This is a genomic window from Xanthomonas sp. NCPPB 901 (genome assembly GCF_056725085.1).
In genome coordinates, this window is the sequence record NZ_CM161511.1 from 2,085,844 (window position 1) to 2,099,190 (window position 13,347).

The following is a 13,347-nucleotide window of genomic DNA, read 5'->3' on the forward strand; positions in this document are numbered from 1 at the left end:
GGCGCCGCGTGAGTGGCGCCTGTCGGGTGCGCTGCGTCGGGAGAGACGCCGGGGCGTCGGCGCGGCCGGGGACGGCCGCATTGCGCAAGGGCGGGCGGCGGCGGCCCGTTCGGCCGCCATCGACGCTCAGCGGGTCTGCTGGCCGCGCAACTGCACCTTGGCGCTGCCGATGGCGGCATTCTCGTAGGTGCGCTTGAGGCGCTGGTAGACCTCGTTGTCGAGCTGCTTGAACTCGCCGCCCTGGTGGTCGCCGTGGACCGACAGTTGGAACAGCCCTTCCAGCAGGGAGGCGTTGTGGTCGCCCTGGTCGTATTTGCTCTCGTTCTCGCTCATGCGCGTGGCTCCCTGTTGGATCGCTGCGTGATGGGAGTTGCAACTCCCGTGCCAGGTTTTCGGCCCGTCCCGGCGGTATCGGCCACGCGCGGCACGACTTGAGCGGCGGGTGGCCGACGCACCGCGTCGGCGGCGTGACGCGCCGGAGCGGGTGTTTCACATCGTCGCGGCAAGCGGCAGCGGACACTGCGTGCTCCGCGACACCGCCCGCTCCCCATGTCCGCAGCCAACGTCCCGATCACGCACGATCCGCAGCAGCGCCGCTTCTCCCTGGAAGTCGACGGCCATCGCGCCGAACTCGACTACGTGCTGGAGCAGGGGCGCATGGTCATCACCCATACCGGGGTGCCGGCGCCGATCGGTGGGCGCGGCCTGGCTGCGCAACTGGTCACCGCCGCGCTTGAGTATGCACAGGCGCAAGGCTGGAAGGTGGTGCCGGCGTGTTCGTACGCGGCGCTGTTCATCCAGCGGCATCCGCAGTACGCCGCGCTGCTCGGCTGAGCGCGCGGCATCGCAACGGCGCGATAATGCGCGCATTTCCACAGACATCGCAGGAACAGGGGCAGTCGAACGTGAGCAGGGCAGAGACGATGGGCAACGGGCGGATGGCATGGACGGCACTGGCGGTCGCGGCGGCACTGGCAATGGCCGGTTGCAAGCGCGAGGAACCGGCTGCCGCACCAGCGCCCGCCGCGGCGCAGGCCGAGGCCGCCGCGCCGGCGGTCGCGGAGCAGGCGCCGGCCACGCCGCCGGAACTGAAGGATATCGTCGAGCACAGCCCCAGCTATGTGGTCGGGATCACTTTCCCGCCGGCGATCAACCGCTATCCGGGGCTGGCCGACGCCGCCAACCGCTATGCGCAGAACGCGCGCAGCGAGCTGATGGAGGCGGTGGACGGGCTTGGCAACGATCGCCCGCGCGCACCCTACGAACTCTCGTTGCAGTTCGAGATGCTGCTGGAGCGTCCGGATCTGGTCGCGCTGAGCGCCGACGGCAGCCGCTATACCGGCGGCGCGCATGGCGAACCGCTGGTGGCGCGCTGGGTGTGGCTGCCGCAGCAGCAGCGCATGCTCACCGCCGAAACGCTGATCCCGGATGCGGCGCACTGGAAACAGGTCGCCGACTACGCCGCCGCGCAACTGCGCCAGGCGGTGCAGGCGCGGGTCGATGCCGAGCAGGTGCCGCCGGAGGATCAGCAGGAGCAGGTGCGCAGCGCCAGCAAGATGATCGCCGAAGGCACCGAGCCGCAGGCCAGCAACTTCAGCCAGTTCCAGCCGCTGGTCGACGCGGCGGGCAAGATCACCGCCTTGCGCTTCGTGTTCCCGCCGTATCAGGTGGGGCCGTACGCCGATGGCACGCAGACGGTGGACGTGCCGGCCAGCGTGCTGCGCCCCCTGGTGGCGCCGGAGTACGCGTCGCTGTTCGCCGCCTGAGCGGTCGCGAGTGCGCCATTGCGCTTGGACGAACGCGTTTGGTGCATCGCGTCGACAGCGCGCCGGAACGCAACGCCTGCCCTCGTCGGGGCGGTGCGCAATGGGTAGCATTGGCGGCCACCCCACTTTGCAATCGATTTCCTCATGGGCAGTTTCGATCAGACCGAGCGGCGTGTGGCGCACACTTGCGCGCGTTATCCCGCTTTCCCGCGCGAACCCGCCGTCCTGGTCCGGTTGGTCAAGCATCTGTACAAGCGCGTGCATGCCAACGCCAGCGGCGTGCTCAAGGAGTACGGCATCAGCCCGCCGGAGTACGAGATCCTGATGATGCTGTATGGCACGCCCGAGCAGTGCATCACCCCCACCGAGGTGGCCGAGGCCGCCAGTGAGAAACCGGCCAACATCACCCGTCTCACCGACAGCCTGTGCAGTAAGGGGCTGCTGTCGCGCACGGCCAGTCCGGAAGACCGGCGCAAGGTCGCGCTGACCCTGCAGCCGGCCGGCATCGCCCTGATCGAGCGGCTGCTGCCGGACGTGTGCGCGTTCCTGGATGCGGAGACCGCGGCGCTGGATGCCGGCGAACAGCAGCAGTTGGAGACGCTGCTGAAAAAGATGCTGGCCGGCATCGACGGCCTCGATGCTGCCGAATCGAAGACGCAGGCCGCGCTGCCATAAGGACACCTCGAAGACGCTGCTTCCGCGACAGTCGAGCGGAATGCAGCATGCCTGTAGGAGCGGCTTCAGCCGCGACGGGCGTTCCCGATAAGCCCGTCGCGGCTGAAGCCGCTCCTAACGGACGTGTCCCGGAGTGATTGAAGGTCGCTCCTCGGTCGCGCTGTCCATCCCAACGGAGTCAGGGCGTTGCGCTGCCGCTAGCGCCAGCCACGCGCGCGTGCGCGCTGTTCGCCGTCGGCATCCAGCGCCTCGCCGGCAATCCGTGCATCCACCGCTTGCAGCACGGCGGCCGGCATCGGGCTGGCCGCCATGCGCATGCCGCCACCGTTGCCGTCGCCGCGCGCGTCGGCGGGCACCAGAAGTTCCACCCGCCATGCGCCATCGCGCTGGCAGGCCAGGCCGGCGTTGGCGCGCGCCATGGCGAAGGTGCGGCAGTAATGGCCGTCGCGATCGCGGAAGCTCAGGCCGATGCGCACGCTGCCCTGGTTGTGGCCGGACAACTGCTGCGCCAGCGCCTGCGCGAGCGCGCCCTCGGCGATGCCGCCCTGGGTCGCCACGAACGTCGGGCCCGGCGCAGCGCCCTGCGGCAACTGCCGCTGCGCGATCCACAGCCCCAGCAGCAATGCCGCCGCCAACGCCGCCGGCAGCGCCCAGCGGCGGCGCGCCCGCGGCCGCAGCGGCGTCGGCCGGCTCGCCTGCGCCGTCGCATGGACGGGCGAGGGAGGCCGCGCCGCGACAGCGGCGTCCTGGCCGGGCGCGTCGGTTGGTCGTGCGCGCGCAGCGGCGAGCAAGCGTGCGGGCACGGCTTCGTCCAGCACCGGGGCGAAGCCGGCGCGCAGCCGCGCCTGCAGCTGGCGCAACCGCTCCAGCGCCTGTGCCAGCTGTGGATCGGTACGCAGCGCCGCTTCCACCTGCGCGGCCTGCGCCGCGTCCAGTTCGCCGTCGGCGTAGGCCTGCAGGGTGAGTGCGTCGATCGTGGTGTTCATGCGGTCGCCTCCAGTGACGCCTGCAGGGCCTCGCGCCCGCGCGCGAGCCGGCGGGTGAGTGTGCCGAGCGGAATCTCCAGCACCGCCGCGGCATCCTTGTAGGACAGGCCTTCGATCAGCACCAGCGCGATCGCCAGGCGTTGTTCCTCGGGCAGGCCGGCCATCGCGGCCTGCACCGCCATCCAGTCCTGCTGCCGCTCCAGCGGCGTGTCGCCGACGTGTTCGCCCTCGGCGGCATCGACGAACAGGTGCCGCCGTCGCCGCTGTGCCCGTACCTCGTCGATCCAGGCGTGGCGGATGATGCCGTACAGCCAGTACTGCAGCGGCGTCTCCGGCCGCCATTGCGCGGCGCGGCGCAGGGCGCGTTCGATCGCGATCTGCAGCAGGTCGTCGGCATCCTCGCGGTGGCCGGCGACGGCACGCGCGAAGCGCCGCAACTGCGGCAGCAGGGTACAGATGCCGTCGCCGACGGCGGCCGTGGGATCGGCATGCATGTGGGGGATACGTTCGGCGGAGGCGGTTTCTTCCATGGGCGCGGCGCGGCGTTCACGGCGGGTCGGGATGGCAGGATTAGTGTGGCACGCCAACAGGGGCGGACGACGGAGTGGGGCATGGCGACGGGCAGGCGGATGCGCTGGATGGCGGTGGCCTTGCTGGCGGTGGCGACACCGGCGCTGGCGCAGTTGGCGCTGCCATCGGCCGGCGGCCTGGTGCAGGACGTCACCCAGGGCATGCAAGGCGGGATGGATCGGCTGGGACAGTCGCTGCAGGACGCGCGCGGCGACCTCGAACGGCTGCGGCTCAAACGCCTGCAGGCGCTGCTGCGCAGCGATCCGCGCGGGCTGGAGCGCGACGAGGGCGGCGCGGTGGTGATGCGCGGGCAGGTGGTGGCGCTGGAACCGGACCCGGCGGCGCTGCGGGCGGCGCAGGCGGCCGGCTTCGCGGTGCTGGAGCAGCGTAGCTTCGGCGAATTCGGCCTGCGCCTGGTGGTGCTGCAGGTGCCGTCGGGCCTGTCCACGCGCCGCGCGCTGCAGCAATTGCGCGAGCGCGATCCGCAGGGCGACTACGACTACAACCACGTCTACAGCGGATCGGCGGCGGCGCCCCCGGCAGCGGCCAGCGCAGCCGCTGCACCGGCAACTGCGGAGGCCGCAGTGGGCGGGTTCGTGGTCGGCCTGATCGACAGCGGCGTGGACGCCGCGCATCCGGCACTGGCCGGCATCCAGGTGCAGCCCTGGGGCTGCGACGGGCAGGTGCGCGCGCAACCGCATGGCACGGCGGTCGCCTCGTTGCTGGCCGGGCGCGCGGTGGCGCACGGGCCGTTCGCGCGCACGCTGTATGCGGCCGACATCTACTGCGGGCAGGCCGACGGCGGCACCGCGGTGGAATTGGTCGCGGCGCTGGCGTGGATGGCGCAGCGGCAGGTGCCGGTGGTCAACATCAGCCTGATCGGCGGCCCCAATCGCGCGCTGCAACTGGCCGTGCAGCGCATGCTCGCGCGCGGCCACGTGCTGGTCGCGGCGGTCGGCAACGACGGCCCGGCGGCACCGCCGCTGTATCCCGCGGCCTATCCCGGCGTGCTTGGGGTGACCGCGGTGGATGCGCGTGGGCGGGTCTTGCCCGAAGCCGGGCGAGGACCGCAAGTCGCCTTCGCCGCGGTCGGCGCCTTGATCGCGGCGGCGCCGCAAGGCCCCTGGCAGATGCAGCGCGGCACCTCTTTCGCCGCGCCGCTGGTGGCGCGGCTGGCGGCGCAGGCACTGTCGCGGCCGGATCCGCAGGCGGCCGCGCAGGTGCGCGCGCAGTTGCAGGCGCAGGCACGCGATCTCGGCGCGCCCGGCACCGATCCGGTGTACGGCGCTGGCCTGCTTGGCGCGGACCTGGCGCTGCAGCGCGCGCCGGGCGGCTGAACGCTTTCTGTCTGCGTCCGCCGCGCGGGGGATGTTCCGCGCCGTTCGATTCGTAGGACTACATGAGAGCCGCAGATGGCCTGCGGCGACACGAGGAGAATGCGATGAACGGCAAGACTCTGTTGGCGAGCGCGGTGCTGGTGGCGTCGGTGGCGCTGATTCCGGGCGTGGCCGGTGCGCAGTTGCTGGGCGGTGCGGGCAGCGTGGGCGGTGCGGTCAACGGCACCCTGGGCGGCCTGGGCGGCGGCAGCCTCGGCGGCAACGGGATGGGCGCAGGCCGCCTGGACGCCGGGGTTCCGCTGGATCGCGCGCGCAGCGGCATCGAGCAGCAGTCGCAGCGTGCGCGGATGGCGGCGCAGCGGGCGGCGGCGCGTGGCGCGGCCACCGCCGACGGCGCGGCGCAGACCGCCGGCGCTGCGGTGAACCAGGGCCGGACGCTGGCCGGCAATGCCGCCGCCAGCGGCAGTGCGGCGGCACGCAGCACGGCCAGCAGTGCGATGGGCCAGGCCGACGCTGCACTCGGCGCGGCGACCAGTGCGGCCACGCCCGCGGCGGCGCTGGCGACGGCCGGCAATGCCGCCGGCGCGGTCGACGGCATGACCGGTCAGGGCGCGAGCGCGGCCGGTAACGGTAGCGGCAACAGCAACGGCAACGGCGCCGCCAGCGGTGGCGGCCTGCCGGCGCTGTCCGGCAGCGGGAGCGCCAATGGCGCGGCCAGCGGCAGCGCCTCGCACCATGCCGGCGCGCGCGGCGGGTCGGTGTCGGGCCAGCTGGGCGCGGGCGGCCAGGGCGGTGCGCAGGCCGGCAACGGCCAGGCGCAGGGGCAGGCCGGCGGCAATGCCTCCCTGGGGGCCAGCATCAACGCCTCCAGCGACGGCCAATAAGCCGCCGACGGCCGCGCGACGCAACACGCGTCGCCATCGAGACTGCAGGCTGAAAAACACGACGCCCGGCTTAGCCGGGCGTCGTGCGTATTGGGTGATGCGGTTGGTTCGGGTGTTGTTGCGCTGTCCCCGCGAGCGGGCGGCACGGCGCAGGGGCCGTGCCGCGTTGCGCCTCAACGGGCGCTGGGCGTCGCCACCGGCGTGGCGTTGAGGCCGCGCTTCTCCAGCAAGGGTTCGATCTGCGGTGCGTGCCCGGCAAAATCCTGGAACAACTGCATCGCATCGACGCTGCCGCCGCGCGAGAGCAGGGTCTGGCGGAAGCGGTCGCCGTTGGCGCGGCTCAGCCCGCCGTGCTGCTTGAACCACTGCTGGGTGTTGGCGTCCAGCACCTCGGCCCAGATGTAGGCGTAGTAGCCGGCCGCATAGCCGCCCATGATGTGGCTGAAGTACGGCGTGCGATAGCGCGGCGGCACCGGCGGATAGGCGATGCCGTCGGCGGCCAGCGCCTTGGCCTCGAAGTCCATCACCCCCGAGGCCGGCGGCACCTGGCCGGCGCTGAGCTGGTGCCAGCGCTGGTCGAGCATGGCCGCGCCCAGGTATTCGGTGGTGGCGAAGCCCTGGTTGAACTTGGCGGTGGCCACCACCTTGTCCAGCAGCGCCTGCGGCATCGGCGCGCCGCTCTGGTAGTGCTTGGCGTAGTGCTTGAGGATGGCCGGATCGTCGGCCCACATCTCGTTGACCTGCGAGGGGAACTCGACGAAGTCGCGCGGCACGCTGGTGCCGGAGAAGTAGGGGTACTTCACGTTCGAGAACATGCCGTGCAGCGCATGGCCGAACTCGTGGAACGCGGTGGTGACCTCGTCCCAGGTCAGCAGGGTCGGCTGCCCGGCCGGCGGCTTGGGGATGTTGAGGTGGTTGGCGACCACCGGCTTGTCGCCGGTCAGCGCCGACTGCGAGACGTAGGAACTCATCCAGGCGCCGCCGCGCTTGGACTCGCGCGCGTACATGTCGGCGATGAAGATCGCCAACTGGCTGCCGTCGGCGTCGAACACGTCGTAGACCAGCACGTCGTCGCGGTAGGTGGGCAGGTCGGTGCGCCGCTTGAAGGTCAGCCCGTACTCCTGGTTGGCGGCGTAGAAGACGCCGTTCTCCAGCACGTTCTTCAGCTCGAAGTAGGGCTTGAGCTGGGCCTCGTCGAAGTCGTACTTGGCCTGGCGCACCTTCTCGGTGTAGTAGGCCCAGTCCCAGGCCTCGAGCTTGAAGCTGGGCTTGCCGGCGGCCTTCTGTTCCTGGTCGATCATCGCCTGCAGGTCGGCCGCCTCGCGCTTGGCGTTGGCCACCGCGGCCGGGGCCAGCTTGCCGAGCATCGCGTTGACCGCTGCGGGGGTCTTGGCGGTCTGGGTTTCCAGCGAATAGGTGGCGTGGTTCGGGTAGCCGAGCAGCTTGGCGCGCTCGGCGCGCAGGGTCATGATCCGCGACACCAGCGCGGTGTTGTCGTAGGGGCCGCCGTGGCTGCCGCGCGACACCGAGGCTTCGTAGATCTTCTGCCGCAGGGCGCGATCCTTGAGCTGGGCCAGCGGCGGCTGGCCGGTGGTGTTGAGCAGGGCGATCACGTACTTGCCGTCGAGCTTGCGCGCCTTGGCCGCCTCGGCCGCGGCGGCGATCTGCGCGTCGGACAGGCCGTCGAGCTGCTTGACGTCGTCCACCACCACCGCGGCCGCGTTCACTTCGGCGAGCACGTTCTGGCTGAACTTGGTGCCCAGTTCGGCCAGTTCGGCGTTCATCGCCTTGAGCTTGGCCTTGTCGGCATCGTTGAGCTTGGCGCCGTCGCGGACGAAGTCGCTGTGGTACTTCTCGATCAGGCGCACGCCCTCCGCGTCCAGACCGAGCTGGTTGCGGGTGTCGTACAGCGTCTGGATTCGCGCGAACAGCTTGGGATTGAGCGCGATCGCATCGCGGTGCGCGGCCAGCTTGCCGGCGTATTCGGCCTGCAGTTTCTTGCGCGTGTCGTTGGTGTCGGCACCGACCAGGTTGAAGAACACGGTGGTGGCGCGGTCCAGGACCTGCCCGCTTTTCTCCATCGCCACGATGGTGTTGTCGAAGGTCGGCTTGGCGGCCTGGTCGGCGATGGCCTGCACTTCCTGCAACTGCTGCGCCATGCCGGCGTCGAACGCGGGGGCGAAATCGCTGTCCTTGATCTTGTCGAACTGCGGGTAGTGCAGCGGCAGCGGGCTTTCGGCGAAGAACGGGTTGGCCTGCGTGGCCGCCGTGGCGGCGGGCGTGGTGGCCGGAGCGGCGTAGGCGGGCATGGCGAGTCCGAGCGTGGCGGCGAGGGCAAGGGCGAGGCGAGAGGTCATCAAGCGGTATCCGCAATCATGGTGATCCGGCAGGCTACCCCAGGCCGGCAGGCGTGACCCGTGACGAAAGCCATGGACGCGCTGCAGCAGGCGCGCCGCGGCCGGTACGGCTTTGCGGGATGTGGCGTGCGGCTTGATGCAATGCGCCTTCTCTTGCGGGTGCCGGTGAAGGGGCGCGCACCGGTGGGTGGCGCTGATGCTGCGCGAGCCAGCGCGCAGGCGCGTGGTGCTGCCGGTGCGCTGCCGGTGTGAGGCCTGCACTGGGCGCTGGCGAGGCGTGCGGCCAGCGCGTAGCATCGCGCCGAACACGCGCCGCCGCGGCGCGCATCGCCAGTGAGGTTCCTCGCATGGACACCCCGACCACCGCCTACGCCTTCACCGCGACCACGCTGGACGGGCAGGCGCAGCCGCTGGCCGAGTACGCCGGCAAGGTGCTGCTGATCGTCAATGTCGCGTCCAAGTGCGGTTTCACGCCGCAATATGCGGGGCTGCAGGCGCTGTGGCAGCGCTACCGCGATCGCGGGCTGGTGGTGCTGGGCTTTCCGTGCGACCAGTTCGGTCACCAGGAGCCGGGCGATGCCGCGGAGATCCGCCAGTTCTGTTCGCTCAGCTACGACGTCGATTTCCCGATGTTCGCCAAGGTGCAGGTCAACGGCGACGGTGCGCATCCGCTGTGGCGCTGGCTCAAGCAGCAGAAGTCCGGGCTGCTCGGCATCGCCGCGATCAAGTGGAATTTCAGCAAGTTCCTGGTCGGCCGCGACGGCCAGGTGCTGGCGCGCTATGCGCCGACCGACAAGCCGGAAGCGCTGGCTGACGATATCGAGCGGGCGCTGGGGTGACGCTTCGGCGCGGAACTCCCGGCGTGGTCGCGAATGCCGGGCTGCTGCTGTTGTGGGAGGGACTTCAGTCCCGACGCCTTTAACTCGAACGCGTCGGGACTGAAGTCCCTCCCACAGGGGATAGTGCGGCGTTATCGGTCATGCGTCCGGCGCGGCCGATGGCCTGGAGGCCAGCCACCTGGCGCCGCTTACGCGCAATGCGATGTCACTTCTCGACGAACGCGCGCTCGAACACGTAGTGCCCCGGCGAGCCGATGCGCGGGGAGGCGACGAAGCCGCGCGCGTCCAGGCTGTGGCGCAGGTCGGCCAGCATCTGCGGGCTGCCGCAGATCATCGCACGGTCGTGCTCCGGGTTCAGCGGCGGCAGGCCGAGGGTGCGCTGCATCGCGCCGCTCTCGATCAGTTCGGTGAGGCGGCCGCGGTTGCGGAAGTCCTCGCGGGTCACCGCCGGGTAGTACAGCAGCTTCTCGCGGATGGTCTCGCCGAGGAACTCGTGCTGCGGCAGTTCCTTTTCGAAATAGTCGCGGTAGGCCAGGTCCTTCTCGAAGCGCACGCCATGGGTGAGGATCACCTTGTCGAAGCGTTCGTAGGTTTCCGGGTCCTTGATCACCGACAGCCACGGCGCCAGGCCGGTGCCGGTGCCGAGCAGGTACAGGTGGCGGCCGGGGTGCAGGTCGCTGATCAGTAGGGTACCGGTGGGCTTCTTGCCGACCAGCACCGAATCGCCGGGCTTGATGTGCTGCAGGCGCGAGGTCAGCGGGCCGTCCGGCACCTTGATGCTGAAGAACTCCAGTTGTTCTTCCCAGTTGGCGCTGGCGATGGAGTAGGCGCGCAGCAGCGGCCGCGTCTCCGTCTCCAGGCCGATCATCACGAACTGGCCGTTGTCGAAACGGAAACCGTCGTTGCGGGTGGTGGTGAAGCTGAAGTAGTCCTCGGTCCAGTGGCGGACCTCGAGCACCGTTTCGGGGCCAAAAGCGGAAGACATGCCGTTGATCGTGATGGGGAAGGAACGGCGGCCATTCTACCCCATGTCGACTCAAATGAGATCAACTCTCATTTGGAGGGGCCGGGTGGCCATCGCGCCGGCGACGCTCACTTCTCGAACGAAACCTCGTAGGACAGATACAGCGGCGCCTGCGGCGGCGCCAGCAGCGGGCGCTGGCGCAGGAAGCGTTCCAGGCACAGGGCGAGCGGGGTGGTGCCGTTGCGCCAGCTGGCGCCGACGCTGCCGTCGGCCTGCACCTGCACCACCACCGTGAACGGCGAGGTGTCCGGGCGCGGGGTGGCGCAACTGGCCACGCCCTCGTCCAGCGCCGCGCGCTGCAGGGTCTGCAGGCGTTGCTCCAGCGCCGCCGGCAGGCCGGCCTCGTCGCGGTCGGCCAGGGCCTTGGCCGCGGCGTAGTCGGCGGGCGCCGGCGCGTCCGCGGCGGGAGCGGCGGCAGCCGGGACGGCGAGGGCGGCGGCGAACAGGCAGAGCAGGATGCGGGGCATGGCGGCGTCGGAAGGGGCGGACCAGGCTCAACGATACCCAGCGGCCTGCAGTTCGAACAGCTCCGCGTAGCGGCCGCCCTGCGCCATCAGTTCGTCGTGGGTGCCGCTGGCCTCGATCCGGCCGTCGGCCAGCACCAGGATGCGGTCGGCCATGCGCACGCTGGAAAAACGGTGCGAGATCAGCACCGCGGTGCGGTTGTCGGACAGTTCCTTGAAGCGCTGGAACACCTCGAACTCGCTGCGCGCGTCCAGCGCGGCGGTCGGCTCGTCCAGGATCATCACCTGCGCGTCGCGCATGTAGGCGCGGGCGATGGCGATCTTCTGCCACTGCCCGCCGGACAGGTCCACGCCGGTCTTGAAGCGGCGCCCGATCACCTGCGCGTAGCCCTGCGGCAGGCCGTCGATCAGCTCGGCGGCCATCGCCCGCTGCGCGGCGGCGCGGATCCGCGGCGCGTCGTCCAGCGCGTCCACCTGGCCGACGCCGATGTTCTCGCCGGCACTGAAGTGGTAGCGCACGAAGTCCTGGAAGATCACCCCGAGATTGGCGCGCAGGTCGTCCAGGTCGTAGTCGCGCAGGTCGCGTCCGTCGAGCAGGATGCGGCCTTCGTCCGGGTCGTACAGCCGCGCCAGCAGCTTGACCAGGGTGGTCTTGCCGGCGCCGTTCTCGCCGACCAGGGCCAGCACCTCGTCGGCGCGCAGGGTGAAGTCCAGGTGCCGTACCGCCCATTGCTCGGCGTCCGGATAGCGGAAGCCGACGTTCTCGAACACGAAGCCCTGCACGATCGGCCGCGGCACCGGCACCGCGCCGGGACGGCTGCGGATCTCCGGGACGATGCGGAAGAACGAATACAGGTCGTCCAGGTACAGCGCCTGCCCGGCCACCTGCGAGAAGCCGATCAGCAGCCCTTCCAGCAACTGCCGCAGGCGCAGGAAGCTGCCGGCCAGGAAGGTCAGGTCGCCGATGCTGAAGTCGCCGCGCACGGTGCGCCAGGCGATGTAGCCGTAGGCGCCGTAGTAGCCCAGCGTGCCCAGCGCCGCCAGCAGCGTGCCCCACAGCATGCGCTTGCGCGCCAGCGCGCGGTTGGCCTGGAAGTAGCGGTCGGCCAGGGCGCGGTAGCGCGTGATCAGGAAGTTGTGCAGGTTGAAGATCTTCACTTCCTTGGCGGTCTCGACGCTGGCGCCGAGCTGGCGCAGGTAGTCGAGCTGGCGGCGCTCGGCCGTCCACTGGAAGTTGAGCGAATAGCCCAGCGCGTTGAAGTGCGCCTCGCCGATGAACGCCGGCACCAGCGCCACCGCCAGCAGGGCGATGAGCCAGGGCGCGTAGACCAGCAGGCCGACCGCGAAGCTGGCCACGGTGATCGTGTCCTGCACCTGGCCGAACAGCTGGCTCATCAGGTTCATGCGGCCCATGGTCTGGCGCCGCGCGCGGTCGAGCCGGTCCTGCTGTTCCGGATCCTCGAAATCCTCCAGGTCCAGTTGCGCGGCGTGCTCCATCAGCTGCACGCTGGTGGTGTTGTTGAACAGCTCCGACAGCAGCGTGTCGGCATAGCTGACCAGCCGTCCGAGCAGGTCCGAGGCGATCGCCAGCGCCAGTTCCAGGCCCAGCAGTTCCAGCAGCCGGTTGAGCCGGCCGCTGGCCAGGGCCTGGCCCAGCGACTCGAAGCCGGGCGCTTGCCCGACCAGGTGGATGGCCTCGTCGATGATCAGTTTGCCGACGTACAGCGAGGCCACCGGCAGCAGCGCGCGGATCACGCGCAGGCCGATGCTGCTCAGGGTCAGCCAGCGGCTGGTCTGCCAGATCTGGCGCAGGAACGGCGGCAGGTTGCGCATCGCGTCGAAGCGCTCGCGCAGGCTCGGGCCGGTGCGGGACGCGGCGCGGGCGCCGCCATGGGAGGGGGAGGAAGAGGCCATCGGCGCATTGTGCCGGGGGCGGGTGTGGGCGGGGAGTGTGGGTCGCGCCGGGGCGGCGGCTGCACCGGCGCTGACCCGGGTGGCAGGCGCGCGACCTCCGAAGGCGAGGCGTCGGTTAGTCTCGTCGATGTCCCGCCGAGGCTGTTGCCATGTCCGATCCCGTCGCGCCTATCGTCGCCCGCGTGGGTGGGCACCTGCCGTCGCGGCGCGAGCTGCTCGGTTGCGCGGTCTTCGTTCTGTTCGCCGCCGCGCTGCTGTGGTGGGGCAACGCCGTCATGGTGGTGCTGACGCTGTCGTATGTCGGCTTCGCGATCGGCTACAGCGTATTTCGCTTGTTCGGTGGCCGCGGCGGCATCGACCTCGATCAGGTGTGGCGCGAGGTGCTCAATGCGGTCCTCGGTCTGTGCTGATGGCGGTTGGTTGCGGCGCGGGCTGTCCGGCGCGCCGGCCGTGTCATGCGCCGTCTCGCACCCTCACCCCAACCCCTCTCCCGGTGGGAGAGGGGCTGATTGCGGCGGCTCGGGGGAGCCT

14 protein-coding genes are annotated in these 13,347 nt (G+C 70.7%); 7 read left to right on the forward strand and 7 right to left on the reverse strand.

The genetic code is table 11. The features are described 5' to 3' along the window. Positions 1–126 precede the first annotated feature (126 nt). Complete coding sequence (locus tag AC1PME_RS08585; RefSeq protein WP_307549915.1) at positions 127–333, reverse strand: hypothetical protein; 207 nt, start codon at positions 331–333, stop codon at positions 127–129. 216 nt (positions 334–549) lie between these two features. On the opposite strand from AC1PME_RS08585, the gene AC1PME_RS08590 reads away from it, so the two are divergent. From AC1PME_RS08590 to AC1PME_RS08600, 3 genes are all read left to right on the forward strand, one after another. After that, entirely contained in the window at positions 550–834 is a 285-nt protein-coding gene (locus tag AC1PME_RS08590) for a GNAT family N-acetyltransferase (protein WP_481097873.1), read from the forward strand. Between the two features lie 104 nt (positions 835–938). Next, positions 939–1,766: a DUF3298 and DUF4163 domain-containing protein gene (locus tag AC1PME_RS08595; RefSeq protein ID WP_481097874.1), complete on the forward strand. Its 828-nt coding sequence runs from the start codon at positions 939–941 to the stop codon at positions 1,764–1,766. A gap of 144 nt (positions 1,767–1,910) precedes the next feature. After that, positions 1,911–2,441 carry a MarR family winged helix-turn-helix transcriptional regulator gene (locus tag AC1PME_RS08600; RefSeq protein WP_254461178.1) on the forward strand — a complete coding sequence of 177 codons (531 nt, stop codon included), beginning with the start codon at positions 1,911–1,913 and terminating at the stop codon, positions 2,439–2,441. 197 nt (positions 2,442–2,638) lie between these two features. On the opposite strand, the gene AC1PME_RS08605 is transcribed toward AC1PME_RS08600, so the two are convergent. Further along, on the reverse strand, positions 2,639–3,427 hold the full coding sequence (locus AC1PME_RS08605) for an anti-sigma factor (protein ID WP_481097875.1): 789 nt from the start codon (positions 3,425–3,427) through the stop codon (positions 2,639–2,641). Further along, positions 3,424–3,957, reverse strand: coding sequence for an RNA polymerase sigma factor (locus AC1PME_RS08610; protein ID WP_481097876.1), 534 nt, complete (start codon positions 3,955–3,957; stop codon positions 3,424–3,426). Before AC1PME_RS08610 ends, AC1PME_RS08605 begins: the two co-directional genes overlap by 4 nt. Positions 3,958–4,038: 81 nt before the next feature. Here AC1PME_RS08610 and AC1PME_RS08615 point away from each other — a divergent pair, with 81 nt between their 5' ends. Together AC1PME_RS08615 and AC1PME_RS08620 are read left to right on the forward strand one after the other, a co-directional pair. Next, on the forward strand, positions 4,039–5,334 hold the full coding sequence (locus tag AC1PME_RS08615) for a S8 family serine peptidase (protein ID WP_481097877.1): 1,296 nt from the start codon (positions 4,039–4,041) through the stop codon (positions 5,332–5,334). Positions 5,335–5,438: 104 nt separating this feature from the next. Next, on the forward strand, positions 5,439–6,218 hold the full coding sequence (locus tag AC1PME_RS08620; protein ID WP_481097878.1) for a hypothetical protein: 780 nt from the start codon (positions 5,439–5,441) through the stop codon (positions 6,216–6,218). Positions 6,219–6,391: 173 nt separating this feature from the next. On the opposite strand, the gene AC1PME_RS08625 is transcribed toward AC1PME_RS08620, so the two are convergent. Next, positions 6,392–8,575 (reverse strand): M3 family metallopeptidase, encoded by a 2,184-nt coding sequence (locus AC1PME_RS08625; protein ID WP_481097879.1) that lies wholly within the window; start codon positions 8,573–8,575, stop codon positions 6,392–6,394. A 347-nt stretch (positions 8,576–8,922) separates the two neighbouring features. On the opposite strand from AC1PME_RS08625, the gene AC1PME_RS08630 reads away from it, so the two are divergent. After that, entirely contained in the window at positions 8,923–9,414 is a 492-nt protein-coding gene (locus AC1PME_RS08630; protein WP_254461184.1) for a glutathione peroxidase, read from the forward strand. Between the two features lie 205 nt (positions 9,415–9,619). On the opposite strand, the gene AC1PME_RS08635 is transcribed toward AC1PME_RS08630, so the two are convergent. The 3 genes from AC1PME_RS08635 to AC1PME_RS08645 all read right to left on the reverse strand — a co-directional run bounded on the left by AC1PME_RS08635 (position 9,620) and on the right by AC1PME_RS08645 (position 12,816). Continuing rightward, complete coding sequence (locus AC1PME_RS08635) at positions 9,620–10,399, reverse strand: ferredoxin--NADP reductase (protein WP_254461185.1); 780 nt, start codon at positions 10,397–10,399, stop codon at positions 9,620–9,622. A 107-nt stretch (positions 10,400–10,506) separates the two neighbouring features. Beyond that, positions 10,507–10,905 (reverse strand): hypothetical protein, encoded by a 399-nt coding sequence (locus AC1PME_RS08640; protein WP_481097880.1) that lies wholly within the window; start codon positions 10,903–10,905, stop codon positions 10,507–10,509. A gap of 27 nt (positions 10,906–10,932) precedes the next feature. Beyond that, positions 10,933–12,816 (reverse strand): ABC transporter ATP-binding protein, encoded by a 1,884-nt coding sequence (locus AC1PME_RS08645; protein WP_481097881.1) that lies wholly within the window; start codon positions 12,814–12,816, stop codon positions 10,933–10,935. 149 nt (positions 12,817–12,965) lie between these two features. Here AC1PME_RS08645 and AC1PME_RS08650 point away from each other — a divergent pair, with 149 nt between their 5' ends. Then, a complete protein-coding gene (locus AC1PME_RS08650; RefSeq protein WP_254461188.1) occupies positions 12,966–13,226 on the forward strand; it encodes a hypothetical protein in 261 nt (86 codons plus the stop codon). Positions 13,227–13,347: the final 121 nt, after the last annotated feature.

What these genes read in the sequence shown, in the direction of transcription:
- AC1PME_RS08585 (WP_307549915.1), bottom strand. Translation starts at nt 333, where the DNA reads ATGAGCGAGAACGAGAGCAAATACGACCAGGGCGACCACAACGCCTCC.
- AC1PME_RS08590 (WP_481097873.1), top strand. Translation starts at nt 550, where the DNA reads ATGTCCGCAGCCAACGTCCCGATCACGCACGATCCGCAGCAGCGCCGC.
- AC1PME_RS08595 (WP_481097874.1), top strand. Translation starts at nt 939, where the DNA reads ATGGCATGGACGGCACTGGCGGTCGCGGCGGCACTGGCAATGGCCGGT.
- AC1PME_RS08600 (WP_254461178.1), top strand. Translation starts at nt 1,911, where the DNA reads ATGGGCAGTTTCGATCAGACCGAGCGGCGTGTGGCGCACACTTGCGCG.
- AC1PME_RS08605 (WP_481097875.1), bottom strand. Translation starts at nt 3,427, where the DNA reads ATGAACACCACGATCGACGCACTCACCCTGCAGGCCTACGCCGACGGC.
- AC1PME_RS08610 (WP_481097876.1), bottom strand. Translation starts at nt 3,957, where the DNA reads ATGGAAGAAACCGCCTCCGCCGAACGTATCCCCCACATGCATGCCGAT.
- AC1PME_RS08615 (WP_481097877.1), top strand. Translation starts at nt 4,039, where the DNA reads ATGGCGACGGGCAGGCGGATGCGCTGGATGGCGGTGGCCTTGCTGGCG.
- AC1PME_RS08620 (WP_481097878.1), top strand. Translation starts at nt 5,439, where the DNA reads ATGAACGGCAAGACTCTGTTGGCGAGCGCGGTGCTGGTGGCGTCGGTG.
- AC1PME_RS08625 (WP_481097879.1), bottom strand. Translation starts at nt 8,575, where the DNA reads ATGACCTCTCGCCTCGCCCTTGCCCTCGCCGCCACGCTCGGACTCGCC.
- AC1PME_RS08630 (WP_254461184.1), top strand. Translation starts at nt 8,923, where the DNA reads ATGGACACCCCGACCACCGCCTACGCCTTCACCGCGACCACGCTGGAC.
- AC1PME_RS08635 (WP_254461185.1), bottom strand. Translation starts at nt 10,399, where the DNA reads ATGTCTTCCGCTTTTGGCCCCGAAACGGTGCTCGAGGTCCGCCACTGG.
- AC1PME_RS08640 (WP_481097880.1), bottom strand. Translation starts at nt 10,905, where the DNA reads ATGCCCCGCATCCTGCTCTGCCTGTTCGCCGCCGCCCTCGCCGTCCCG.
- AC1PME_RS08645 (WP_481097881.1), bottom strand. Translation starts at nt 12,816, where the DNA reads ATGGCCTCTTCCTCCCCCTCCCATGGCGGCGCCCGCGCCGCGTCCCGC.
- AC1PME_RS08650 (WP_254461188.1), top strand. Translation starts at nt 12,966, where the DNA reads ATGTCCGATCCCGTCGCGCCTATCGTCGCCCGCGTGGGTGGGCACCTG.